Source organism: Psychrobacter sp. AOP7-C1-14 (genome assembly GCF_052376135.1).
Lineage (GTDB): Bacteria > Pseudomonadota > Gammaproteobacteria > Pseudomonadales > Moraxellaceae > Psychrobacter.
The window spans coordinates 40,613-65,916 of sequence record NZ_JBQSVH010000003.1; the positions used below are offsets into that span (position 1 = coordinate 40,613).

The 25,304-nt window shown below is 41.8% G+C and carries 20 protein-coding genes; 11 read left to right on the forward strand and 9 right to left on the reverse strand.

What is annotated here, in order from left to right; all coding sequences use genetic code 11:
• The first annotated feature begins 169 nt into the window (after positions 1 to 169).
• Positions 170 to 1,444, forward strand: a complete 1,275-nt coding sequence (locus ACT3QN_RS03875) for a hemolysin family protein (protein WP_444521011.1) — start codon at positions 170 to 172, stop codon at positions 1,442 to 1,444.
• A gap of 46 nt (positions 1,445 to 1,490) precedes the next feature.
• Here ACT3QN_RS03875 and ACT3QN_RS03880 read toward each other — a convergent pair whose 3' ends face one another.
• On the reverse strand, positions 1,491 to 2,207 hold the full coding sequence (locus tag ACT3QN_RS03880; protein ID WP_444521012.1) for a YggS family pyridoxal phosphate-dependent enzyme: 717 nt from the start codon (positions 2,205 to 2,207) through the stop codon (positions 1,491 to 1,493).
• A gap of 338 nt (positions 2,208 to 2,545) precedes the next feature.
• Here ACT3QN_RS03880 and ACT3QN_RS03885 point away from each other — a divergent pair, with 338 nt between their 5' ends.
• Complete coding sequence (locus ACT3QN_RS03885) at positions 2,546 to 3,601, forward strand: type IV pilus twitching motility protein PilT (protein ID WP_444521013.1); 1,056 nt, start codon at positions 2,546 to 2,548, stop codon at positions 3,599 to 3,601.
• Positions 3,602 to 3,728: 127 nt separating this feature from the next.
• On the forward strand, positions 3,729 to 4,850 hold the full coding sequence (locus ACT3QN_RS03890; RefSeq protein WP_444521014.1) for a PilT/PilU family type 4a pilus ATPase: 1,122 nt from the start codon (positions 3,729 to 3,731) through the stop codon (positions 4,848 to 4,850).
• A 151-nt stretch (positions 4,851 to 5,001) separates the two neighbouring features.
• On the opposite strand, the gene fur is transcribed toward ACT3QN_RS03890, so the two are convergent.
• Positions 5,002 to 5,436 (reverse strand): ferric iron uptake transcriptional regulator, encoded by a 435-nt coding sequence (gene fur / locus ACT3QN_RS03895; RefSeq protein WP_444521015.1) that lies wholly within the window; start codon positions 5,434 to 5,436, stop codon positions 5,002 to 5,004.
• Between the two features lie 317 nt (positions 5,437 to 5,753).
• Here fur and ACT3QN_RS03900 point away from each other — a divergent pair, with 317 nt between their 5' ends.
• The gene (locus ACT3QN_RS03900; RefSeq protein WP_444521016.1) at positions 5,754 to 6,173 is read left to right on the forward strand and encodes an outer membrane protein assembly factor BamE; all 420 of its coding nucleotides are present in this window, start codon (positions 5,754 to 5,756) and stop codon (positions 6,171 to 6,173) included.
• A gap of 34 nt (positions 6,174 to 6,207) precedes the next feature.
• On the opposite strand, the gene ACT3QN_RS03905 is transcribed toward ACT3QN_RS03900, so the two are convergent.
• The 4 genes from ACT3QN_RS03905 to ACT3QN_RS03920 form a co-directional block, all read right to left on the reverse strand.
• Entirely contained in the window at positions 6,208 to 6,579 is a 372-nt protein-coding gene (locus ACT3QN_RS03905; protein WP_444521017.1) for an RnfH family protein, read from the reverse strand.
• On the reverse strand, positions 6,567 to 7,700 hold the full coding sequence (locus tag ACT3QN_RS03910; RefSeq protein WP_444521018.1) for a hypothetical protein: 1,134 nt from the start codon (positions 7,698 to 7,700) through the stop codon (positions 6,567 to 6,569). Before ACT3QN_RS03910 ends, ACT3QN_RS03905 begins: the two co-directional genes overlap by 13 nt.
• A gap of 350 nt (positions 7,701 to 8,050) precedes the next feature.
• Positions 8,051 to 8,719, reverse strand: coding sequence for a c-type cytochrome (locus tag ACT3QN_RS03915; protein WP_444521019.1), 669 nt, complete (start codon positions 8,717 to 8,719; stop codon positions 8,051 to 8,053).
• 307 nt (positions 8,720 to 9,026) lie between these two features.
• Positions 9,027 to 9,362, reverse strand: coding sequence for a c-type cytochrome (locus ACT3QN_RS03920; protein WP_444528970.1), 336 nt, complete (start codon positions 9,360 to 9,362; stop codon positions 9,027 to 9,029).
• Between the two features lie 404 nt (positions 9,363 to 9,766).
• Here ACT3QN_RS03920 and yihA point away from each other — a divergent pair, with 404 nt between their 5' ends.
• Positions 9,767 to 10,522 (forward strand): ribosome biogenesis GTP-binding protein YihA/YsxC, encoded by a 756-nt coding sequence (gene yihA, locus ACT3QN_RS03925; protein WP_444528971.1) that lies wholly within the window; start codon positions 9,767 to 9,769, stop codon positions 10,520 to 10,522.
• Between the two features lie 124 nt (positions 10,523 to 10,646).
• On the opposite strand, the gene ACT3QN_RS03930 is transcribed toward yihA, so the two are convergent.
• The gene (locus ACT3QN_RS03930; RefSeq protein ID WP_444528972.1) at positions 10,647 to 11,354 is read right to left on the reverse strand and encodes an HAD family hydrolase; all 708 of its coding nucleotides are present in this window, start codon (positions 11,352 to 11,354) and stop codon (positions 10,647 to 10,649) included.
• Between the two features lie 126 nt (positions 11,355 to 11,480).
• Complete coding sequence (locus tag ACT3QN_RS03935; RefSeq protein ID WP_444522199.1) at positions 11,481 to 12,491, reverse strand: RluA family pseudouridine synthase; 1,011 nt, start codon at positions 12,489 to 12,491, stop codon at positions 11,481 to 11,483.
• A gap of 1,189 nt (positions 12,492 to 13,680) precedes the next feature.
• Between ACT3QN_RS03935 and ACT3QN_RS03940 the strand changes: the two genes are divergently transcribed.
• A complete protein-coding gene (locus ACT3QN_RS03940; RefSeq protein ID WP_444528973.1) occupies positions 13,681 to 17,742 on the forward strand; it encodes an Rne/Rng family ribonuclease in 4,062 nt (1,353 codons plus the stop codon).
• Positions 17,743 to 17,910: 168 nt separating this feature from the next.
• On the opposite strand, the gene ACT3QN_RS03945 is transcribed toward ACT3QN_RS03940, so the two are convergent.
• Positions 17,911 to 18,843, reverse strand: a complete 933-nt coding sequence (locus ACT3QN_RS03945; protein ID WP_444528974.1) for a DUF808 domain-containing protein — start codon at positions 18,841 to 18,843, stop codon at positions 17,911 to 17,913.
• A gap of 405 nt (positions 18,844 to 19,248) precedes the next feature.
• Between ACT3QN_RS03945 and ACT3QN_RS03950 the strand changes: the two genes are divergently transcribed.
• The 5 genes from ACT3QN_RS03950 (at position 19,249) to ACT3QN_RS03970 (ending at position 25,246) form a co-directional block, all read left to right on the forward strand.
• On the forward strand, positions 19,249 to 20,103 hold the full coding sequence (locus ACT3QN_RS03950; protein ID WP_444528975.1) for a DsbC family protein: 855 nt from the start codon (positions 19,249 to 19,251) through the stop codon (positions 20,101 to 20,103).
• Positions 20,104 to 20,504: 401 nt separating this feature from the next.
• On the forward strand, positions 20,505 to 21,860 hold the full coding sequence (locus ACT3QN_RS03955) for a homoserine dehydrogenase (RefSeq protein ID WP_444528976.1): 1,356 nt from the start codon (positions 20,505 to 20,507) through the stop codon (positions 21,858 to 21,860).
• A 110-nt stretch (positions 21,861 to 21,970) separates the two neighbouring features.
• Positions 21,971 to 23,152, forward strand: a complete 1,182-nt coding sequence (locus ACT3QN_RS03960; protein WP_444528977.1) for a thiolase family protein — start codon at positions 21,971 to 21,973, stop codon at positions 23,150 to 23,152.
• Between the two features lie 401 nt (positions 23,153 to 23,553).
• The gene (locus ACT3QN_RS03965; protein WP_444528978.1) at positions 23,554 to 24,402 is read left to right on the forward strand and encodes a DUF2382 domain-containing protein; all 849 of its coding nucleotides are present in this window, start codon (positions 23,554 to 23,556) and stop codon (positions 24,400 to 24,402) included.
• Positions 24,403 to 24,643: 241 nt separating this feature from the next.
• Positions 24,644 to 25,246, forward strand: coding sequence for a YsnF/AvaK domain-containing protein (locus ACT3QN_RS03970; protein ID WP_444528979.1), 603 nt, complete (start codon positions 24,644 to 24,646; stop codon positions 25,244 to 25,246).
• Positions 25,247 to 25,304 lie beyond the last annotated feature (58 nt).

Below are 25,304 nucleotides of genomic sequence, written 5' to 3' on the forward strand. Positions count from 1 at the left end.
CTAGTTAGCCAGTTTTAAAAGATATCGAATTTTTTACTATTAGCTGGGTGCTTGCCCAGCTTTTTTGGTTTTTATCTACCAAAAAAGCTTATACCTAACCCTATTCTTTTCCACACAGCTTCAATAATTATTTTGCCTTAATTATCTTTATTTCTTTTTCGAGTACGTCATGAGTTTGCTAACCGCTAGTGTTTTTCTTCTTTTATTGCTTGCCTTAAGTGCCTTTGTTTCTGCTGCTGAGATTGCCATCGCCGCAGGACGTAAAATCAAGCTCCAAATTATGGCAAAAGAAGGCGATGTTCGCGCACTTGATATTCTTAATATGCAAGACCATCCTGGTAGCTTTATCACTGTCGTACAAATAGTGCTAAACGCGGTCGCTATCTCAGCTGGTGCCGTGGGTGAGTCAGCCATCAGTCCTTATCTCAAGCAATTATTTAATAATGAAACGGTAGCATCGGTTATATCGTTTGTACTGATCACAAGTTTGTTTTCACTACTCGCTGATCTCATGCCTAGGCGTTTGGCCATGTCAAATACTGAAACGATAGCGGTACGACTCGTACGCCCAATGATGCTGTTAATATTTATATTAAAGCCCATTATATGGGTGTTCGATGGAGCCGCGAATATCCTGTTTAAACTTTTTGGCATTTCAACCATACGCCAAGATGATATGACACCAGAAGATATTTATGCAGTGATGGATGCTGGTGCCGAAGCAGGTGTACTAAAGAAGCAAGAGCATCACTTGATCGAAAATATATTTGATATGCAGGAGCGTACCGTCACCTCAGTGATGAACCCTCGCGAAAATATCGTTTATTTTGATACGAAAACAAGTACCGAAGACGTCGTAAATATCATGATTGAGCAGCCACACAATAAATTTTTGGTCTGCCATGACGATGATTTAGAGCATATCGTCGGTTATGTGGAGTCTCGTAGCTTTCTAGCTTTGGTTTTGAACCAACAAGAAGTTAGCTTAACGAACAAAGCTCTATTGAAACCAGCACTTTTCATTCCTGATACGTTGTCTTTGTTTGAAGTGTTAGAGATGTTCAAGTCTACTGGTGCTGACTTTGCGGTTATCGTGAACGAATATGCACTAGTGGTTGGCGTTATCACGCTGAAGGACGTAATGAGTATTGTAATGGGTGAGCTGGTAACGTTAGAGGAACAACCTATTGTCCAGCGCACTGACACCTCGTGGCTAATCGATGGCATGACGCCTATTGAAGATGTGATTCGTGCATTAGATATTGTCGACTTACCACGCAGTCAAAATTACGAAACTATCAGTGGATTTATGATGTATATGCTCCGAAAAATCCCTAAAAAAACCGACACAATTGAGTATGCTAATTATCGGTTTGAAATTATTGCGACTGACAATCTTAAAATTACGCAGATGTTAGTAACCCAATTAGAAGATATCCTTTAATTTACAGGCCAGTTAAATTATTCTTAACTAGCCTATTCGCAACATATCAAGCACGCTGACCAAAGATAGCAGTGCCGACACGTACCATCGTTGTGCCATTTCCTATCGCCTCTGTCATATCACCACTCATGCCCATACTAAGCGTATCCCAATGTTCTAACTCTGGATAGTCTGCTTTGACTTCATCAAACAATTGCTTAGTACGTGCAAAAGCATCTGTATTGGCTTTAGCGGGGATAATCATCAGACCCCGTAACTGTAAACGCTCATACTCTTTCATTGTCTTTATTAATTCTGGTAACTGAGATGGTAGACACCCAGACTTACTGTCTTCATTATCGATATTAAGTTGGATCAACACATTTAATGGTGGTAGCTCATCTGGTCTTTGGTCGTTTAAGCGTTTGGCGATGATATCTCGCTCAACTGTTTGTACCCAATCGAAGTGCTCTGCAATGTCACGTGTCTTATTACGTTGGATACTACCGATATAGTGCCAAACAATATTCTCACCTACAGGTTGCATTTTGAGTGCGGTGATTTTTTCAATGGCTTCTTGTAGATAGTTTTCACCAAAATCACGCTGTCCTTGCTTTGCTAAAGTTGTAATCATATCGGCAGGTTTTGTTTTCGAAACAGCCAACAACATAACATCATCAGCCTGTCTATCAGCATGAGCGCATGCTTGCTTCATTTGCTTACTAACTTGTTGCCAGTTATTGATAAGTGTCATTTCATCGATATTGTCATTTATTTCATTCATACTCAACCCTTATTACTTGGTTTATTTTTTCTGCAATTTTTATTATAAAAAGAACGCAATCATCCAATTCTCTGAAATGAATCAGGGATAACTCTTATAAGAGTTATTTTAAAACGATACAGTGCTGACTTTTCTCAATTTAGTAGATGGTTAAATACACACAGTCTTGTTATGATATTGTTACATACTTTAACGTATGCTGCTAAATATGCTCGCGATGGCAAAGATCTGTACGGGCCAGCCTTTCATCGCTATTTGTGAAATTATTGATAGATAGTTTACCACGTACTTTTATAATGTTTTGTCTGACCTAGACTAAGCGATAGGAATATCAAATTATGGCTGCAAAAAACAACCTCAATATCGAAGACTTGCTACGCTTTACGGTTAAACATAAGGCATCAGATTTACATATTTCAGCGGGCATGCCAGCAATGATACGTGTCGATGGTGAAATGACGCGTATCAATATGCCAGAGATGACTCATCAAGTCGTGCATCAGCTTATTTATGACATTATGAATGACAAGCAGCGTGCCGACTTTGAAGAGTTTTTTGAAACAGATTTTTCTTTTGAAATTCCTAATTTAGCACGTTTTCGTGTCAATGCTTTTAATCAAAACCGCGGTGCAGGTGCTGTATTTCGTACCATTCCTTCCAAAGTATTAACGATGGAAGATTTAGGTATGGGCGATGTATTCCGACGTATCTCAGACCTTAAACGTGGGGTGGTGTTGGTGACAGGTCCAACAGGTTCAGGTAAATCGACAACACTTGCGGCGATGATTGACTACATTAATGAAAGCCGTAAAGAGCATATTCTAACTATCGAAGATCCGATTGAATTTGTCCATCAGTCAAAGAAAAGTCTGATCAACCAGCGTGAAGTCCACCGTGATACTTTAGGTTTCGAGCCAGCATTACGCTCTGCCCTACGTGAAGATCCCGATGTTATCTTGGTTGGCGAGCTACGTGACCTTGAAACCATTCGCTTGGCTCTAACAGCGGCAGAAACTGGTCATTTAGTATTCGGCACCTTGCATACCAGCTCAGCCGCTAAGACGATTGACCGTGTCATTGATGTATTCCCAGCTGCTGAAAAAGACATGATTCGCGCGATGCTATCAGAATCGTTACAAGCCGTTATTTCACAGACTCTGTTACGTCGTCAAGCAGGTGGCCGTGTGGCTGCTCATGAAATCATGATAGGTACACCTGCCATCCGTAATTTGATACGTGAGAACAAAATCGCTCAAATGTACTCTGCTATTCAAACGGGTGCTGGCGATGGCATGATTACCCTTGATCAGACGTTAAAGAACTTGGTAGGCAAAGGAACTATTAGCAAAGATGTTGCGCGTCCTTATGCAAAACAGCCTGAAGCGTTTCTATAGTATATATAGACCATCAGAAATGAATAATTGGTGATATCCACTATTATCTAGTAGCAATCTACTGACGAACTTTACAGTATGATTTTAAATATTTTCTTAATTGAGTTACCTCTAGTGCAGGTGCGATATGGACATTGATAAACTATTACAGTTAATGATCAGCAAAAATGGATCTGACCTTTTTATTACGGCTGACGTAGCACCTTCCATGAAAGTGAATGGAAAAATTTTACCGGTCGGTAGAACCCCTTTAAGTGCTGAGCAAACCATGAGACTGGTCAAAGGTGTAATGACGCCAAGCCAGCAAAAGGAGTTTGAAGATACTAATGAGTGTCAGTTTGCTATCTCTGATGAAGCACAGCAAGCTCGTTTTCGAGTCAGTGCGTTTGTACAGCGTGATATGGCAGGAATGATTTTACGGAAAATTGAAAATAATATTCCAACGGTCGAAGAGTTACGTTTGCCGCCAACGCTAAAAGAATTGGCTATGAAAAAACGCGGTATTATTCTATTAGTTGGTGCAACGGGTACGGGTAAATCCACCACTCTTGCAGCAATGATAGGACATCGCAATCAAAACTCTCATGGTCATATTATTACGATAGAAGATCCTATTGAGTTTGTTCACAAACATCGTGGTTGTATTATTACCCAACGCGAAGTTGGTATCGATACCCATTCATTTGAAGCAGGCCTAAAAAACACGCTACGCCAAGCACCCGATGTCATCCTAATCGGCGAGATTCGTAACCGTGAGGTGATGAGCTATGCTATCCAGTACGCAGAAACAGGCCACCTAGTGTTTGCAACATTGCATGCAAACAATGCCAACCAAGCAATCGATCGTATTATTCATTTCTTCGAAACCAATCGCCATAATCAGTTGTTTATGGATTTGTCGTTGAACTTACAAGCAATTATCGCTCAGCAACTTATCCCCACGCCTGATGGTAAAGGACGACGCGCTGCGATCGAGATTTTACTAAATTCGCAGCTGATCAGTGACTATATCCGTAAAGGGGAAGTCCATGAAATCAAAGATGTAATGACACGCTCACGAGACAGTGGCATGCAAACCTTTGATCAAGCGCTTTTTGATTTGTACGAACAAGGGGAGATAACCTATAAAGAAGCGATTCTACATGCTGACTCTCCTAACGATCTGCGCCTTAAAATCAAGCTCAGCAGCAAAAACGGTAATACCAATTTAGATGAAGGTGCCGATAGTTTATCGTTAGATGTTAGCTAATATTCTTCAGCTTCCCATACAGAGTAAACATATAAAAAAAACCCTCGTTATAAATAACGAGGGTTTTTTTTTATTGGTCGACACAGCATTGTCAGTGGTTCGCTATAACATTATTAGCAGAAATAAGCATTTTTGTTTACACACTAGATAATTATTTCGCACTGTCTCTACAAGCTTGCTCCGCACATATACCATATAGCACAAGAGAGTGCCCAGATAGTTTGAAGCCATGTTTTTCTGCTACTTTCAGCTGTTCTTCTTCGATGACTTCATTATGAAACTCTATAATCTTGCCACATACATCACAAACTAGATGGTCATGATGCTCTTCTTGTGTAATTTCAAACACAGATAGATTGTTTTCAAAATTATGACGCTCAACGATACCCGCTTGCTCAAACTGTGTCAGTACACGATAGACAGTGGCAAGACCTACGTCTTCACCTTGGTCAATAAGTGCTTTATATACTTCTTCTGCGCTCATGTGATGCAGCTCTGCGCGCTCTAATAGTTCTAAAATTTTGATACGAGGCAACGTGACTTTGAGTCCTGCTCTACGTAAATCTTGATTGGTAAAAGAAGCCATAATATCCCTCTTGACTGTGGAAGCCTTAGCAAATAAAAAATATGTGATAAATAATCAAAGATGATTATTTTCGTAAAATGTAGAGTAAATGATTCATAACAAACTGACTGAGCTTACGCAGACATCACGCTTATTATTTTATAATTATCGAGATGCAAGCCTATGAATTTAAAATATAATTAATATCACTCTTCAGATTGTGTTTGGTAAATAATGTCGTAAGTGGTAGGCAATTGCAAGTAAATGACGTATCATTTGTCCAAGATTGTCGGTCAGACTGGTACGACCTAATGCTGGCCACACCTAATTCATTTCTTATGAGTCATCTTACCATGATAAAGACATTAAATTTCCGTCCGTTAAGCCCCACAAGCGCATTACGTAAGATCGTTATCACCAGTATGCTTGGCGCTACTGTTGCTATGTCTGGCTGCTCATTATTGAGTGTTTATAAGATTGATTTGCCACAAGGCACAGCGATTACTCAAAACCAAGCCCAGAAGCTAAAAGTAGGTATGAATCAAAACCAAGTTCTTTATGCGCTTGGTAGCCCTGCAATTCGAGATACGCTTGAGCCTAAACGCTGGGATTACATCTATGACTATAAAGCAGGTACTGAAGGTAGCCGTAAAGGTATCGCAGATGTCAAAAACGCTAGCCAGCATTTAGTGATTTATTTTGATGATAATGGTTTGGTCACGCGTATCGAAGGTATTGAGAGTCTGCCAACGTCATAGTCAGTAAACCCTATCGGTCTAGATAGCTAATGGTTTAGCTGCGAGATTTACTTTTGCGCTGAGACATAGGATCAGCGCTTAAGCTGCGATACACCTCGATACGGTCAAAAGGCTGTAGCAAATAGCTTAATGGCTGTTTTTGTGCGTAAATTCCCACATGCCAACGTTTTGCAGTTGGCGTGGTAATATCTATGACTTGCTCACACCACTCTGCCAGTTCTGCAAACTTCTCAAGCCATCCCGCTTGTACCAATGCTTCATACAAACTAACACCTTGTTTAACCTGCAAAGCTACATAATGCTGGCGCTGCTCATCTTCAGCATACGCCAGATATACCGTCATTAACTTAGCTTGAGTAGCCTGTAGCACACTGCTGTCACGGCCACTAACTGTTAGCTCAACCACTGCATCACCCAACCTATCAATGCTAATAGCAATGCTAATGGTACGACTAAACGTATCGCAACTCGCCACAAGTTATAAACAGCTTCATTGCTAAAATTTAGTGATTTACGCAAATGACTGATTTTCATCTGCCAACCGGTAAATACTGATAATACTAGTACAGCGATGCTACTAATAATGACCAAGATACCTACTAGCCATGCTGTCGGAATCGCAACTACTAATAATAACGCCACAGCAAAAGTGATTATCAAACTAACTAACAATCCAAACTTATGCGTTAACTGTTGAATACTATAATGTAGCAAGTAGCTAGCTACAAACAATACCCCGCCCCAATATAGTAACTGTCCAATTGGTGGCAATGACAGACCACTAGTAAATAAAGCCACCACTCCTATCAGCAGTTGCAATACCCAAATCGGTAATACTAGCTTGGTTGCATGGTACTCACGAGTAGCAGCTCTGTTCTTTGCTTGCTGATTGCTTGATTCTACAGCTGTGACTGTCTGCTTACTCACCAAGTTCTGACCGAACCAGTATAGTCCTGTACCCGCACCAACACTCACTAATGCTAACGCAACTGCACGTGCCCACTCCATCAAACTGACATCAGTCATGGCGAAACCAGTATTTGGCACACCGTTTGCGAGCCCTAATAGCAGTCCTATTACCATTAGTCCTAAACCAATAGGTAGAGGCGCACCACCTAGCAAGCTTAAAAGCACCGCAATGACCATTAGGCCTGCAGCAACCGCGAAGTTAGGTACATCAGGTACGCTATTTAGCTCAGTTAATGCAGACAATATCCCCGTACTTGCGCCAGATATCACCAACGCTGCAATCACAATAGAGACTAACGCCGCCGACCAACCAAAGCTGCGCCATATCGGACTGACGTCTGCCTCACGAGTAAGCTTTTGCATGCCTGCTAGAGGTCCTTCGACACTACGATAGGCCAATGCTATCTCAGCATAAACAACAGGTAGCGCAACCAATACCATGGCTAATAGCCATAGCAACCAAAAATCAATCTCACCAATTGACGCAGGTGCAAACCAACGAAATAGCAATAGTGGTAGTATCGCCGCGATAAAATAAGAGGCATAACGGATCATCATAATTTCAATCCAAACGATCTAATACCATTCACAAAAACTAGCTCAGCAAACCAAACAAGTGCTAATACTACGCATAGTAGATTGAACATATTTGACACAGCTGATCGTGTTTTGAGGTTGGTATAAAGTGAATAACGATAATTTGTAATTATACAGAGCAACGACTGGCTTCTGTAAATGAATTCATCTAAACAATGTCTTAATATAAGGGACAAACAGTTATAAAAAAACCCCGAAATCGGGGTTTAGTCATTCAGATATAAATCAATACGCGGTTCAGTACTCAGTGGCTTTACTTAATGATCTTCTGTGCAAAGCAAAGTATCAGGTCTTGAATCAGTACGACTCAATTAGTGAATAGCACTTACATAGTCTGACAGGATACGAATGTCACGATCTGACAGTTTTGATGCAACCGTTTGCATCATACCCATCTCGCCTTCTTTGGCTGCGTCATTGACTCGTTTTTGATCATCGCTATCGATATCATCAACACGTCCAGCGGCACGGAATAGTTTTAGCTGAGTTGAAATATACTCAGCATGCTGACCGCCTAACTTTGGAAATGCAGCCCAAGTGTTACCTGCAGCATCTGGACCATGACAGCCTGCACAGCCAATAACGCCGCGTGACTTATCACCGCCCAAGAATAGCTTAGTCGCTTCTTGGTTGGTCACAGGATTACCATAGCCAACACCCCAAGGCGCTTGAGTAGCATAATAACCTGCTACGTCAGCTAGGTCTTGCTGAGATAGGTTAGCAACTTGTGACTGCATGATACCGTTTTTGCGATAACCTGCTTTAAAGTTGACTAGCTGTTTATACAGGTACTTTACATTTTGGCCGCCAAGGTTTGGCTGTGCAGGAACAACACTGACGCCATTAAGACCATGACAAGCAGCACAAACGGTTTCTGCAATTTCTTGACCTGCATTGACGTCATATTCAGGAACAATAATAGCAGCTTGTACGCTGAAACTTGCAACGCATAAGCTGGCAGCAGCGATTAACTTTTTCATTGATACAAATCCTACTAGCTCGGCGTAAGCATTATTTAGAGTGATTGCACGGGTAAGATACCTGATATAGCCATCTCTTTAATTATGAGAGTAGCATATATTTTAAGGTCTTGGACACAAGCAGTCTGAAAGTACTTACTAACATCAGGGTTTATTTTCGATTATTATAGCAAGACTTTGTATCATTTGCCTACTTAATCATAGTATCCATCAGTTTTCTGGCAACACAATACACAATATGACGCAAAAATAAAAAGCGCAGATAGGTTGTTAACCCAGCGCTTTACTTTATATTTTCATGAGCTAATTATTTGCTCATGTACTCGATAAGTTGGCGATAGTCGTCATCACTACAATTGTCACAAAGTCCACCTGCTGGCATTTGCGGCATACCACCTTTAACAGATTTGATAAGCATCGGCATGCTTTTTTGTTTAATTAGCTGTTGCCATTTAGCACTATCACCTTTTTTTATGGCATTTAGCGCCCCACTATCGTGACAGACTGCACATGAGTTATCATAGGTTGTGGCAATATCCGCCGCACCTGCGCTGCTAATCATAATGCCACTAAGTAATAGTGCAGCACTGCTAGCCGTTATAGCGCGATAACTCGTGCTAAGAAGTTTACTGATTGAAAACATAGAGCACCTCCTCGTGATATTTCACGTGTCTCATCAATCGTTCTATTAAACGTCTTTCATTAAACATTGTAACAATATATGTCATATAAACATAGATGATTTGGATATAGCTTTGTTAAAGCTGAGAACTTGTCTTAATGACTAGCCAACTTTAATGTTATCCTACTATTTATATGATGCTAATCGCAGTTATTTCAATAAGTAAGACAAGGAATAGTATAGAATAGCCAGTAATATTAAATAGCTACGTTTATGATTTTCATATAACTGTATCAATGAAAAACAGCCTTTTACTTTGTTTTACCTATTGCTTTACTAATTACTTGACCACACCGATGACTTGAATCATCAGCTGACTAAAATTTTATAATCGCATCCAATTTTTTGAGATTAATGAGCCATTTATGAGTACCCCGTTTAACGATGTCGCCGCTGAACATGCCTTGTTCAATACCAAATCTCGTCAGAAAATTCAGCAAACTGAGTTTATGATGTCAGCACCTACTTTTCGTCTCTGTCCACCTGACATGGGATTGGAGGTTGCTTTTGCAGGGCGCTCAAACGCCGGAAAATCATCAGCCATCAACGCCTTAACCAATCAGCGTCAGTTAGCTCGCTCGTCTAAGACACCTGGACGCACACAGATGATTAACTTTTTTAGTATCGGTGATACTGACAGACGTTTGGTCGATTTGCCTGGTTACGGCTATGCAGCTGTCCCGCTAGAGATGAAAAAAGAATGGCAAGTTGAGCTAGAAGAATACTTGGTATCACGCTCAAGCCTTGCAGGTCTGGTACTGATGACAGATATTCGTCATCCGCTTAAGTTTTTTGATGAGCAGATGCTACACTGGGCAAAAGATGGTGAGCTACCAGTGCATATCCTACTGACCAAAGCAGATAAGCTAAAATACGGTGCTTCCAAAAACGCCCTACTTGAAACTCGTAAACGTCTGAAAAAACTGGGCTTAAATTGTACCATTCAGTTATTTTCGGCCCTTAAAAAAGAAGGTCTCGAGGAATTGGCTGGGATAATGGGCCGCTGGTATGAGTATAAACTTGATGCAGACAAAATCGTTGAGTCATCTTTTGCGTTGCTAGAAGGCGCTGAGTTAGAAGACGCTATTGAGAAAGAGAGCGGCGAAAAAGAGAGCAAATAGTTACTAAACTCTCTAATCAAAAGGGTTTATCGCTCTTACGATAAACCCTTTTTTGTTGTCTCTTTTTTTAACCCATTATTATTATCAGTATGCTAATAAAACAATGAGGATCATAAAAATAGCGCTACCTGCATAACAAATCAACTAGCGCTTGCGGAGTATCCACTTGATAGGTTGGATTTTGCGCAGCAAGCTCTGCACTTGTTGCCGTACCATAGTCTACCGCTATACTAGTCATACCTAATGCTATTGCCATCTGAATATCATAGATACTGTCGCCAATAAACACGGCGTCAGAAATCTGCTTCTGCGTATAGTCCAAGATATCAGTCAACATCTGCGGTTCAGGTTTTGATCCTGACTCATCAGCACAACGCGTAATCGCAAAATAATCATGGCTATCTGAGGCATCTAATACACGATCCAACCCTTTTCTTTTTTTACCAGTTGCTACAGCGAGCGTTTTACCCTGCTGTTGCAAAGTTTGTAACATATGCTCTATCGGTTCAAAAAGTGGCGTGCTGTGACTATTGGCAATATAGTGCTCTGCATAGGTTTGCTGAATGGCAATCAACTGCACATCGTTTGCCTGAGGATATAAAATTCTAATTCCGTTCATTAAACTCAGACCAATGATATCTTTTACAGCTTTATCAGTCGTCTTAAACCCGTGTGCCTCCCCAGCCACATGCATAGACTCAACGATTAAACCAATTGAATCCATTAGCGTGCCGTCCCAATCAAAAATAATCAATGTCTTATCTGACAAACGATGTTCTGCTGATGGTTGAGCCTCTATAATGCGCTCTGAAGTTGTCGTTGGTTTAATCATGAATTTACCTTAATGAATAATAAATAGCAGATACTAAAACGTCACGGCGACTTATTCGTAAAAATAAGAGTTCGTGACGTTTAGGAGTATATAAAATAGTTTGGTTTGAGAGTTTGTTTTTAACAGCTACTCAGGTAACTTCGTTGTTTCTGGTAGCCAATCTGCCATGTCGTCTGGTAATGGTGCAGTAATAGTTTCGTAGCCTGGAATATCTAAGCGCCATGCGTGTAGACATAGACGATGGACGCCTGATTTATCATGAACGTTATATTTATCATCACCTAGGATAGCATGACCAATATGTGCCAAATGTACACGGATTTGATGAGTACGACCCGTTAATGGCTTGGCTTCGATTAAGCTTACTGGCTGATCATTAATCGTAAAACGATCATGGATAATGATATCGGTTTGGCTTTCCTTTGCTTGTTCGTCTTGAGCGTCGACTTTAACTCGGCGCTCACCGCTAGCAAGCGTATAACGTAGCAACGGCGCATTGATACGTTGCTCATTAAGCGCAGGTTGTCCTTTGGCAAGACATAGATAGTGCTTTTGAATGGTCTTATCTACCAAATGCTGCTGCAATACTTTAAGCGTTGAGCGTTTTTTGGAAATCATCAGCAGCCCTGATGTATCTTTATCGATGCGATGTATCAGCTCTAGGTATTTTTTACCTGTCACTTCACGCATCGCTTCGATAACCCCAAAGTCTAAACCACTGCCACCATGTACGGCGATGCCAGACGGCTTATTTAATACAAGCAAACCATCGTCTTCATAGACCACACGAGCCAGCAGGCTGTTGGCAAACTCGGTACTAATAATCGGTTTTTCGCGCGTTGCTAGCTCTACAGGGGCAATACGTACCACGTCTTCACGCTGCACTCTATCGTGTGCCTTGCAGCGCTTATTATTGACGCGTATTTCATCTGAGCGAATCATTTTATAGATATGCGATTTTGGCAAACCTTTTAAGCGGTTTAACAAAAAATTATCCAAACGCTGATCGTGTTGATGGCGCGTTACTTCAAGATAGTTCACCTTACCGAAGTTGCTAATCTCATCATCAGCGCTTTGCGGGCGTGTTTTGCTATTGAAAATAGCAGGAGCTTCATGGGTAGGAGCGTCGTCAGTCATTTTTGAGTTTGTCATTTTTAGTTAGGTATTTACACAAAGATTTGCTATAGTTTAGCATGTTGAGCGACAATTAAGCAGATGCGACAGCAATAATCATTGTTGTTACAAATAGTTGACCACCGTTTTACTACTTGTCAGTTTACTACTACTTGCTAGCAAAGAGGTTGATACTATTTATCCTGCTGACATGACACGTCTCATCTAATTTTAAGGCACATTATTTACTTAGAGGTATTACTTACCAAATATAGCCCTGTAAATTAAGAATACTGTACTGAATGTTATTCGGTACCATAAAATAAATAGTGACACTAAATACCATCGCGCTAATAACTCTGATAATAAATCAGCTTATTAACCGATTACAACACAACACTGACTCACTAATTGCATGACAACGACCGTACTCGATAATCAATCATTATTTAATGACTATTTATCTGATGGTTCTTTATGCCCGCATAGTTGAGCAAGTATGGGTAGTTTAGCGTTAGGATCGAAAAGTAACTCGATAGCTGCCTAAGTATTGGTGGTCAAACAGATGACGATAACAATGTAAATACGATACCACGCTGACAAGCTGGTCCATTACTCTGTTTGCCAAGTACGCCCCGCTGATAACAAAAGCTGCAACACCTAACCTTGAGACACCCAAGATATTATTGACGTTATACAAAGAACGATAAACAAAGAGTAACCAATTGCTTAGCCTGAACAAACAATCGCTGAATAACGCCACTATATAGTAGCAATCATGACCGCGATATTATTGTTAGACTTTGATGGATAAATGGCAACAGCACCATGCTTTTTTATTATCAGTATTTTTTAGAACTGTAAATGACCCTCGCTCACGCCTACAACGTGCGCTGAAATCACTGCCAATAGAACGTACTGAGAATAAGAGCGCTTTGACTTGCTGACACAGTCATATATGTACCAAGTTTACTAATGATAAGATATACGTACCATAGCCTTACGCCCTATATTACTGATATTAACATGAGCACTGCTCATTACTTCAGGTAAAAAAGAAGCCATTGAAAAAGCCCCTGCGCTTTATGAAACCCACGATTTACGTTCTATCGTTAATAAACATCTACACATGCTAATCACAATATTAGCCACACTTGCCACTATGTCTTAAAGACTGTCTTATTGTTGTCATGCGTACTCATAGGATACAAATATGAAACGCATTTTAATCAACGCAACTCAAAACGAAGAGATTCGTGTCGCCTTATGTAAAGGCAATCACCTGTACGATTTCGACCTAGAAAACCGTACCCGCGAGCAAAAAAAATCTAACATCTATAAAGGTCATGTGACCCGTGTCGAGCCATCGCTTGAAGCGGTATTTGTCGAATATGGCTCACAGCGCCAAGGTTTCTTGCCAATTCGTGAAATCTCTGCCGAATACTTAAGCGGCAATCCACGTGACGAAAACATTAAAAAATTGATTAAAGAAGGTGACGAGCTAATCGTCCAAGTTGAAAAAGAAGAGCGTGGCAACAAAGGCGCTGCTCTATCAACATATGTATCGTTAGCTGGTCGCTATCTAGTATTGATGCCAAACAATCCTCGCGGCGGTGGTATCTCACGTCAAATCTCAGGCAAGCTACGTGAAGACATGAAACGCATGCTGGGAAATCTGGATCTACCAAAAGGCATGAGTGTCATCATTCGTACTGCTGGTATTGGTAAAACCCAAGAAGACTTGCAGCACGACTTGAATCATTTACTTAACATTTGGCAAGCAATTCAAGAACAAAACCAAAAATACCCATCACCGCGCTTGGTGCACCAAGAAGCTGGCGTTGTCACACGTGCGGTTCGTGATTATCTGCGTGACGATATCGCTGAGATTTGGATTGATAACGAAAACGCTTATATCGAAGCGGCTGGCTTTATCGATGCAGTAATGCCAAAACAAGCTGAAAAGCTACGCAAATATACCGATTATGAGCCGATGTTCTCGCGTTTTAATATCGAAAAACAAATCGAAACCGCTTATCAGCGCGAAGTTCGTCTGCCATCAGGTGGCTCGATCGTTATTGACCAAACGGAAGCGTTGGTTTCTATCGACATTAACTCAGCTAAGTCGACTAAAGGTTCAGATGTTGCTGAGACCGCTTACCATACCAACTTAGAAGCAGCTGATGAGATTGCTCGTCAGCTACGTTTGCGTGATATGGGTGGTTTGATTGTTATTGATTTCATTGATATGAATGATAACAAGCACCAAAAAGAAGTAGAAAAACGTCTAATCGACGCGACCAAATATGACCGTGCACGTGTCCAGTTTGGTGATATTTCTAAATTTGGTCTAATGGAAATGAGCCGTCAGCGTCTACGTCCTTCTTTAGAAGAGTCAACTGGTTATATCTGCCCACGTTGTCATGGCAATGGTATGATTCGTGACCTGCGTTCATTGTCGCTATCTATCATGCGTCAAATTGAGCAAATCGCCCTTAAAGAACGCCAAGGTGAAGTCCAAGCTGAAGTTCCAACAGACATCGCCGCATTCTTATTAAACGAAAAGCGCGACAGCTTGGTTTATCTTGAGCAAGACAGTGGCACGCGCATCACGATTTTGCCACACGCACATTTAGAATCCCCAAACTTCAAGCTGCATTTCAATCGTGATGGCTTTGCTCCATCGAGCTATGAGCGTATCACGGATACACAGCAACAAGAGCATAGTGACCTTGGCTACAACGTTGACTGGCAAACTGCTGAAAAAGAGCGTCCAGAGCAGCAACCTACTCGTCAGCCTCGTAAAACAGCAAATGGTAATAATAAGCACAGCCGCTCAAACACACAGCAGAATGCAGCTGCGCAAACGAAAAACGATACAGTAAATCATAGCAATGACCGTCGTAATCATAAAAACACCAACGACGTTTTGCCTGCGAATGCACCGCAAGCCAATAAAACCGCTAGTGTTGCTGCACCAGTAGCATCGCAAACACAGAGTGTCGAAGCTGCTGCTCAACCGAAAGCCGTTGCATGGTTATCAAATCTATTTGCCCAGGCACCGCAGGCGACTACAACACCTAGTGTTACTAGCCGAGATGCTGCTGAAGCAATCGAAGCAATCGTAAATACTGGTGCGCAAAGTTTAGGCTCTTTTGGTCAAGTTGATAGCAATGCACTGAATAACACTGATTCAAACCGTGAGCAGTCAACTCAACAAAACAACAGCCAGAGAAACGACAACCAACAGTCAGATAACAACGCTAATCGTCAGCAAGCACGTCGCAATGACAGCGATACTGACGACAGCAACAATGAAGATAGAAGAAGACGTAAGCCGCGTAAATCTAGATCTTCTAAACCACGTCAGAGAAAAGAAGCAACTGACGACACGACTAGCAACGTAAACAGTAGCTCAGAAAATGCTGATAACAAACCGTCTGGTACCCAAGACCAAAAACAGCAAGACAAGCGTCAAAACGATAGTAGACGTACAAACGAGCGTAATCGTAATAACCGTCAGAACAGTAATCGTAATGCAAGCGAGCGTAATGATACTGATGATGAAAATAGCTCTACAGCAAGTGAGCAAACCCGTTCTAAGCGTAAATCGCATAGCCAACGTGGCTCACGCGGTAAACTAGAGCGCGGTGAGACACTAACGGCTGACAACGTCAAACACAGCAAGCAGCAGAATGCTAGAAATAATGATACTACCAATAGTAAAAATCAATCTAGCGCACGCCGTAACCAAGACCCTAACGAAGTTGTGTTACAAGTTAATGAAGCGCCAACTGAGCTAAAAGCTTCTGAAGTGGTTCATCTATCTTTAGATGATAGCAAGTCCACGCAGGCTAAGACTCAGTCTAGTGAGAAGCAAAGCGCGATAAACAACGTGGTAAAAGATGAGCGTTCTGATAAGCGCAGTAGCCATGGGCAGAACACTGATAAGCAAACAACTAGTGCTCAGAACGCTGATAGTAAAGTTGACAACGACAAGAGCACGGTAGAACCCCATGCTAGTCAGGCAAATGATGATAAGCATAAATCTACCGAACAAGCTAAAGTGCAAAAGGATGCACCTAAGCATGAGCAGGCTGCTGAAGCTAAAGAAGCGGCTGGCGCTGTAGAAACACCATCGACTTCTACAAGTAATACAGAGAATCAGTCAGAAACACCCACGTCAGTAGCAGCTGATGTAGCAGAAGCTACAGAGACTTCGAAACAGCAGGAAACTAAGACTGCTAACGATGTAAGTGAGAGTAGTGAAACTGAAAAAACTCAGTCTGATAGTGATAGCGCGAACGCAAGTAATGTGAGCAACTCAGCACTTGAGCTGACACATGAAGCATTGTTTGGTGCACGTTACGTGACTGCAGAAAAATTTGGGCAAGCGAGTAACGATCCACGAGCAGTACTTGGTCAACAATCCGCTCAAGTGGATGAACCAGATGCTGCCAGTGTACCAGCAGTACGCGGTACGGTTGGCGAGTTCATTCGTGCAACGCTACCAGAAGCACAAGCCCGCTTAGCAGAAGAAGGTGTTATCAATTGCTTTATCGCGACCATTGCGTTGCATAACGAGCAAGTTCAGAACGCTGATAATAGTTCTGATGCTGCTAGCCAGAGCTTTGACTTTAGCAACTATGGCTATCAACCATTGGCTGCCGATTACCTCACACGCTTTGAAGTAATGACGCAAGCCGTCAGTCAGTTTGCAGCAGCACAGGGAAAGACAGACGTTGAGCCACGTGCTATCACCAAGCGTGCCAGCAACGATCCACGAGGTCAGCACCCTGACTATCAGGAATCAGCTGTATTGAGCGTACCTGCAGTACAGGTAAGTGACGTGGAGCAAGCTGATAGCGCAGTAGATGCGCATGACGTTGAAGCGACTGCCCTTGCGAACCAGGCTCAAACTGATGATATCAGTTCTGATAGTGAGCAACTGCTAGAAATCGAGCGTGCTCAGTCAGAAGCTAAGGATTCAGAGAACATAGCAGCAGAAACTGAGCAAATGACTGACTCAGCAGTAGAAGACACTGCTACAGAAGCGGACAAAGATGACAGTCAGGCAGCTAAGTCTAAGACGACCATCGCCAGCTATAAAAACATGATCGAAAATGTGGCTGAGCAATTACTACCACAGACTGGTATGTTTAATCTGACTACTCCAAAAGTACCAAAAGCGCGCAGTCGTAAGCCTAAGTCAGATCATAAAAAACCGACACAAGTAGAAAAATCGGAAACTGATGTTACCAGCGACGATAGCTAAAAAGCCATAATATAAAAAAGGTAAGAATACAAAAGACAAAGCCCCGATACTTATAAGTATCGGGGCTTTTTATATTATTGGCTTGATAGTGATAGGTAACTGACGATGTAATGTTACGCTAACCAGTCTATTATTGACGCCTATACTTTTTGGCGCTTTTATCCTGACTTAGTGCGCAGTAGAATCACTACCACGCATTTTGCCAATGGTTGTAATAATGGCCACTACAATAGCACCAACAATCAGTCCGACCAGCCCATTCAATAACGAAGCGGTCAACCCTTCAAACACACCAGTAAGATGAGCAATATCTTCTACACTATGATGTAAAAAGCCAATGCCATGAACGATAATACCACCGCCAACTAGGAACATCGCAATCGTACCCGCTATCGATAAGAACTTCATAAGCTTTGGTGCAGCTGCAAGCATAAACTCACCAAACTTGCGCTTACTATCACCTGACTGAGAGTTCTCGATCAGATGCAGACCTGCATCATCAATCTTGACAATGCCTGCAACCAATCCATAAATACCGACCGTTACCACAGCGGCTACAATCGAGAGCACGATACCTTTTTGGACAATATCGCCACCAGCAGCTGTGACCGCGCCTAAGGAAATAACAATAATCTCAGCTGATAAAATGAAATCAGTACGTATCGCACCTTTGATTTTGTCTTTTTCAAAGGCAACTAAGTCTATATCATCATCCGCGTTGGCTTTTAGGCGGGCGTTTTGCTCTTCATCATGAGGCAGCAGTTTTGGCCAAAATTTATGAATGACCTTTTCGGCCCCTTCATAACTCAGATACAGTCCTCCGAGCATCAACAGCGGGGTAATCAACCACGGAATAAAATAGCTGATCAAGAGCGCCGCTGGTACTAAAATCACCTTATTCACGGCCGAGCCTTTGGCAACCGCCCAAATGACAGCAAGTTCGCGACTTGGCTTAACCCCTGTAACCTGCTCTGCATTGAGTGCCAAATCATCACCAACTAAGCCTGCGGTTTTTTTGGCGGCGATTTTGGTCATGACGCCTACATCATCCATTAAGATACTGATGTCATCGAGTAAGGTTAATAAACTGGCACCTGCCATGCGTGCTCCTTAAAGCAAATTTGTTAAAGTGAGTCGTTCTCAAATGGTTCGTAAAAAGCATTTTATATAATTTTTTATAAAAATAATGCAATTAGCTTTAGACTACAAGTTCAAGCAACTATGTTAAATAGCACAAATGTATCTTATTTTTTTAATTTATGCTGATAGCTATTCTTTAAAGTTGGCCTGACTTATACTTCTTGGCTGCCTTCCCTTCGCTACTATTTAGCACAAATATGGTAATATGAAGGCTGTTACTACCTATCTTTTATTATCAATAAGTTGTAAAAACTTCTTTAATGTTAAACCTTTAAAACAGTACTAAGACACATTACTATATAGAAAAGTTCACAGCGCTTTTTATAACGAACTCATGATTAGGCGAGACGCCTATAGGAAACCCGTATGCCGTTCCCCACTATCAAAAATACCACCTTACGTAACCCTCTTTCTCGTACCGTTCTATCTCGTTTTATGATGAGTGCTCTACTGGTTGGTATCGCTGCTGGCTGCTCAAACAATGCCGCTGACGCAACCAACAATACCAGCGTTGTAAACGCTGCACAGACAAAAGCCACAACTACTAAGCCCTCAGCTGATAATGATGCAACTGTGGTACAAGCTTTACAGGCGAATCTAAAAAGCTCTGGTATTGAGGAAACTATCGTTTCAGCTGTACCGACAGATATGGATGACATTTATTGGGTGACTGCTGAAGGCCTACCTCCTTTCTTTACTGATAAAGCGGGTAAGCATATTATTCAAGGTCAGATTATCGCTGTGGGTGATGCCGCTCCGGTCGATATCAGTGCCGCCTTAACTGCTACGACCGCACAAGAAGCACTAAAAGCTGTCGATAAAAAAGACATGGTAATTTATCCAGCTCAAGGTGAAACCAAAGCCGTCATTTACGCCTTTACCGATGCAGACTGTGGCTACTGTCGCAAACTACATTCAGAAATGGATGATATCAATGCGCGTGGTATCGAAGTTCGTTATTTAGCTTGGCCACGCAGTCAACAGTCTGTTCCAAAGATGGAAGCTATTTGGTGTAGTCAGGATCGTAAAGCGGCGATGGATCAAGCAAAAATCGGCGCCAATGTTCAAGCCCCTAGCTGTGCCAATCCTGTCCAAGAGCATATGGCTCTAGGGTCAAAACTTGGTGTGCGCGGCACCCCTGCTGTATTTACCGAAACAGGACAGCAAATAGGTGGCTACCTACCTGCAGCAGAGTTGGCACAAGCCGTAGGCGCTAACTAACAACTTGAGTTATTAATATTAGTTACTCATATTAAAGTGACTAATATGAGCCACAAAGCATAAATGACATATGCATATGCCAAGCAAGATTGAAGCTAATACTTTTGTACAATCGTAAGCTGATATAACCTTGATAATGTCGTCTTTATAACATTGATATTTATGACATGGTCTTTATGACATTTGTAGACGTCACAACGCCTTATCGGTATGATACGATAAAGCACGATGCAAAATGAGTAACACCCTTTTATTTGAGCTTTTTTTTATTCAACTATGATGAAGTAAATAAGCAGACAAGACTAGACAATGCACACAGACTCTATGTTTGATGTTGCAGACTCATTTGATACTGTCATCGCTTATACTTACTTTATTGTATTTAACCTCTTGAGGATACTGTGAGTAATTCCATCAAACTAGCGATACTTGGTCTGGGCACCGTCGGAACGGGCGTGATCAATCTGATCAATGACAATTTAAATGAGCTAAAACGCCGTAGCGGACGCGACATTATTATTACCGAGGTTGGTACGCGTCGTCAGCGTGATGATATTGATGCCAATATCATGCAAAACAGCGATCTGATGGCAATTGCCGCAAGCGATAACGTTGATATTGTTATCGAAGTGATTGGTGGTACCACCTTAGCAAAAGACGTCATTATGCAGGCCATCAAAAACGGCAAGCATGTGGTCACGGCAAACAAAGCTTTGCTGGCTGAACATGGTAATGAAATTTTTGCCTTCGCTGAAGAAAATAATGTACACGTCGCTTATGAAGCAGCGGTGGCAGGTGGCATTCCAATCATCAAAGTGATGCGTGAAGCACTTGCTGCCAATAAAATCGACTGGCTCGCTGGCATCATTAATGGTACTGGCAACTTTATCATGACAGAAATGCGTGACAAGGGTCGTCCTTTTGCCGATGTATTAAGCGAAGCGCAAGAGTTAGGCTATGCAGAAGCAGATCCTACTTTTGATGTTGAAGGTATCGATGCTGCTCATAAATTAGCACTACTCGCCTCTATCGCCTTTGGTATTCCGCTACAGTTTGATAAAGTCTACTGTGAAGGTATCACTGGTATTACCCTACAAGATGTGAACTACGCTGAAGAGCTTGGCTACCGCATCAAACATTTAGGGTTTGCCGTACGCCGAGATAGTGAAAAATCTGGTGACGCAGGTGTTGAATTACGGGTACACCCGACACTTATTCCACAAGATGCGCTACTGGCTAACGTCAATGGCGTGAAAAATGCCGTACTGGTCAACTCACACCCACTTGGTCAAACGCTTTATTGCGGCGATGGTGCCGGTGCTGGTGCAACAGCCTCTGCTGTGATGGCTGATGTCATGGATTTGATTCGTGTGCTCGGTAGCAAAGACAGCAACGATCAGAGTAACAGCGATCAAAACAACCATGGTCATCATGTTCCGCATTTAGCATTTATTCCTGAACAGCTATCAGACACGCCTATATTACGCGCCGATCAGATGGTGACTGGATATTATTTGCGGGTGCATGCTTATGATAGCCCAGGTGTACTGGCAGATATTACTCGCATCCTAAGTGATGCTGGTATCAATATCGATGCCATCTTGCAAAAGCCTGCGCATAAAGTAGGTCAAGTGCCTGTGATTATTCTGACGCTACCTGTGGTCGAGAGTCAGATGAATCTTGCTATCGAAAAAATTGAAAAATTAGAAACTATTACTGATAAAGTAGTACGCATACGATTAGATGAGCTAGCATAAACCAAACACTGAAGAAGACAGATGCTTATAATATAAACAGAAGCTAGCCAATTGGCATCTGATTTCTTGGGTAGATACTTAATCAAAAAACACAACAGGGAATAATAACGATGTCAAATGATGCAATTGTAATCTTAAACGGCGCACGTACACCAATGGGTGGCTTTCAAGGTGCACTAAAAGACATGAGTGCTACCGAGCTGGGCGGCGCTGCTATCAAAGCGGCTGTTGAACGCTCAGGTGTTAGCGCTGACAGTATTGATGAAGTCATTATGGGTTGTATTTTGACTGCAGGTCTGGGTCAAGGCCCAGCGCGTCAAGCTATGCGTAAAGCAGGTCTACCAGATGCAACTGGTGCTGTTACGATCAATAAGCTTTGTGGCTCAGGCCTAAAAGCAGTCATGCAAGCGCATGATGGTATCAAAGCTGGAAGCTTCAACGTCGCTGTTGCAGGTGGTATGGAGTCAATGACCAATGCACCATACATTATGCCAGGATCACGTGGCGGCTACCGTATGGGCCACAAAGAAGTCAAAGACCATATGTTCTTGGACGGTCTAGAAGATGCTGATACTGGTAAGCTTATGGGCATGTTTGCTCAAGAAATGGCAGATGAAAAAGGTTATACACGTGAGCAAATGGATGAGTTTGCTATTGAATCGCTAAACCGCGCTTTGACTGCTATCAAAGACAATCATTTCAAAGATGAAATCGAACCTGTCACGTTTAAAACTCGTAAAGGTGAGCAAACTGTCGATACCGATGAACAGCCTGCCCTTGCGAACGCTGATCGTATTCCTACGCTGCGCCCAGCATTTGCTAAAGACGGTACCATTACTGCCGCAAACGCTAGCTCAATCTCAGACGGTGCTGCAGCTGTCGTGGTCATGAAAGAGTCACAAGCAAAAGCTGAAGGTCTTGATTACCAAGCTCGCATCGTCGCTACTGCCTCAAACTCACGTCACCCGAGCGAATTCACCATCGCGCCAATCGGTGCAATTGAAAAAGTATTAGCAAGTGCTGGTTGGTCAGTAGAAGACGTAGACCTATGGGAAATTAATGAAGCCTTTGCGATGGTTACCATGGCTGCAATGGACGAGCTGAAAATTGATCATGCTAAAGTCAATATCGAAGGCGGTGCCTGTGCGCTTGGTCATCCAGTAGGCTGTTCAGGTGCTCGTATCCTTATTACGCTTATCAACTCTCTAAAGCGTACTGGCGGTAAAAAAGGTATTGCCACGCTATGTATTGGCGGCGGTGAAGCGGTGGCAGTAGCTATCGAACTGCTCTAATAGCGCAGTCTTAGATAAGCATCTAGTCATCAGACTACAGTCCGTCTAAACAATTTAATTGAAGACTTTCTAAAACCGCTTGGTATCATACCAAGCGGTTTTTTATGTTTATCTGCTTGAAATATATAGTAAATATTGCACTTTGTAAGATGACGTTAATTTGCACCCTTGATTCTGTTATACCGTTTACAGCCTCTTACATGCCATTACGGCAAGTGCACACTTTGCTACCTTGCTTCTATATCTCATCAAAAATCACGATGTTAGGATAGCTACAAGTTGATAGGGAAACTATTTACCTGGTCCACCGTTAACTGTAGTACATATTATTTTGCAAAAAATTAATAACGACATTAACTATTAAATTATAAAAAATAAACTCGCGAATAAGGAATACAATAATGAGTCAACTAATCCGTTTAAAAGACATTCAAGCAACTCATCAAGAACTCATTGGTGATGATTATTACGATCCAACACACAAAACAGCTTATGGTATCAATGAAGAAAAAATCGGTAAAATCGAGGGTGCATTAGTAGAAGACACTACTGGTCGTATCCGTTACTTGATCGTCGATGCTGGTGGCTGGTTTAGTTCAAAAGAGGTGTTGGTACCAGCTGGTCTAGCGCGTATTGTAGGAGATGATGTATTCTTTGATAGCTTAACCAAAACACAAGTAGAAGCTATGGATGTATACGATCATGATTACCAGTACAGCTACAAAGAGCAGTACGAAAAAGATCAACAAGCTTTTACTGCAGATGCTTTACCAGCTGAAGAGCGTATGGATATCACAGACAATGCGTATGAAGCGCCAAACACGTTGGAGCTACTAGAAGAGCGACTTACTGTAAATAAAGACCGTATTGTTGCTGGTTTGGTAAAAGTAGGCAAACATGTAGTGACTGAAGAGCGCAATGTCAATGTAGATTTAGAAGAAGAACATGCCAATATTCAGCGTACAACTGTAGATCGTCCGACAGAGCGCCGTATTGGTGATTTAGGCGATAACGAAACTGTCGAAGTAGAGCTAGAAGCTGAACGTGCTCGTGTAAACAAAGATACCTATGTTGCTGAAGAAGTGAGCGTTGGTAAAACAACTGAACACCACACAGAAACTTTGGTTGAAACCATTCAGCGTGAAGAGCTAGATGTAGACAACGATGGTAACGTGGTTGACCGTGAAGGTAATTTGGTAGATCGTGATGGTATTACAGCAGACGATGTACGACATGCTCGTGGTATGTAATCTATCGAAGCAACGTAACCTGATGACGTACTAGATAAGAGATAGTGAAATACTGCTATCTAACAAAAAAGACTGGAGACTTTCTCTGGTCTTTTTTATTGATCGGTATTTTTTAACGTAACTGAATGCATTCTGTTGCATGATTCATACTGATAAACGGTCACTATATTTAGTATCTTAAACCATATAGATAGCTTTAAAAATTTATAATCCATGATGCCTATATAATAAGGAAATGCTTATGTCTACTGACGACAATAAAATTACTGATAATAATGGTAGCCTATACAGAGATGATTTAGATCATACAGGTGATAGTAGCGTAGAAGGAAGAAAGGTAGCAGGCGATATTAAGAATACCGTCAACGTTGGTCATCTTGAATTATTAGAAGAGCGACCTGTTATTAACAAAGAGCGTTTGGATGTTGGTAAAGTTACTGTTACCAAACATGCTCGTACTAAAACCATCGATGTACCTATCGAGCTGATAGAAGAATATATCACTGTACGCACCGACTATCACGATGCGGAGAGTCAAGACTTGCTATCTGGCAACTATGATGAAAAAGATATTCTACGCCATGTAGAGCCATCGCTTGATAGCAAAGCTGTGGTTACTATTAATGGTAAACAAATAGAAGTGGGCGATGAACCTATAGAGATCGTACTATCACGTCAGGTAGCCACTATTACCAAAGACACTTATGCTATTCAAGATATCGAAATAAGTAAAAGCACCCATATACATACCGATAGTATTCAAATGGAGCTCAAGCATGAAGAGTTAGACGTAATGGAAGAAGGTCTGCTAGCTCATGGCTCTGATAAGACTGAGTTAAAATAAGCGCTTATAGCTTAGCCACTACAAGCCTATATTGATGAAAACTATTCTGAAAAATAAA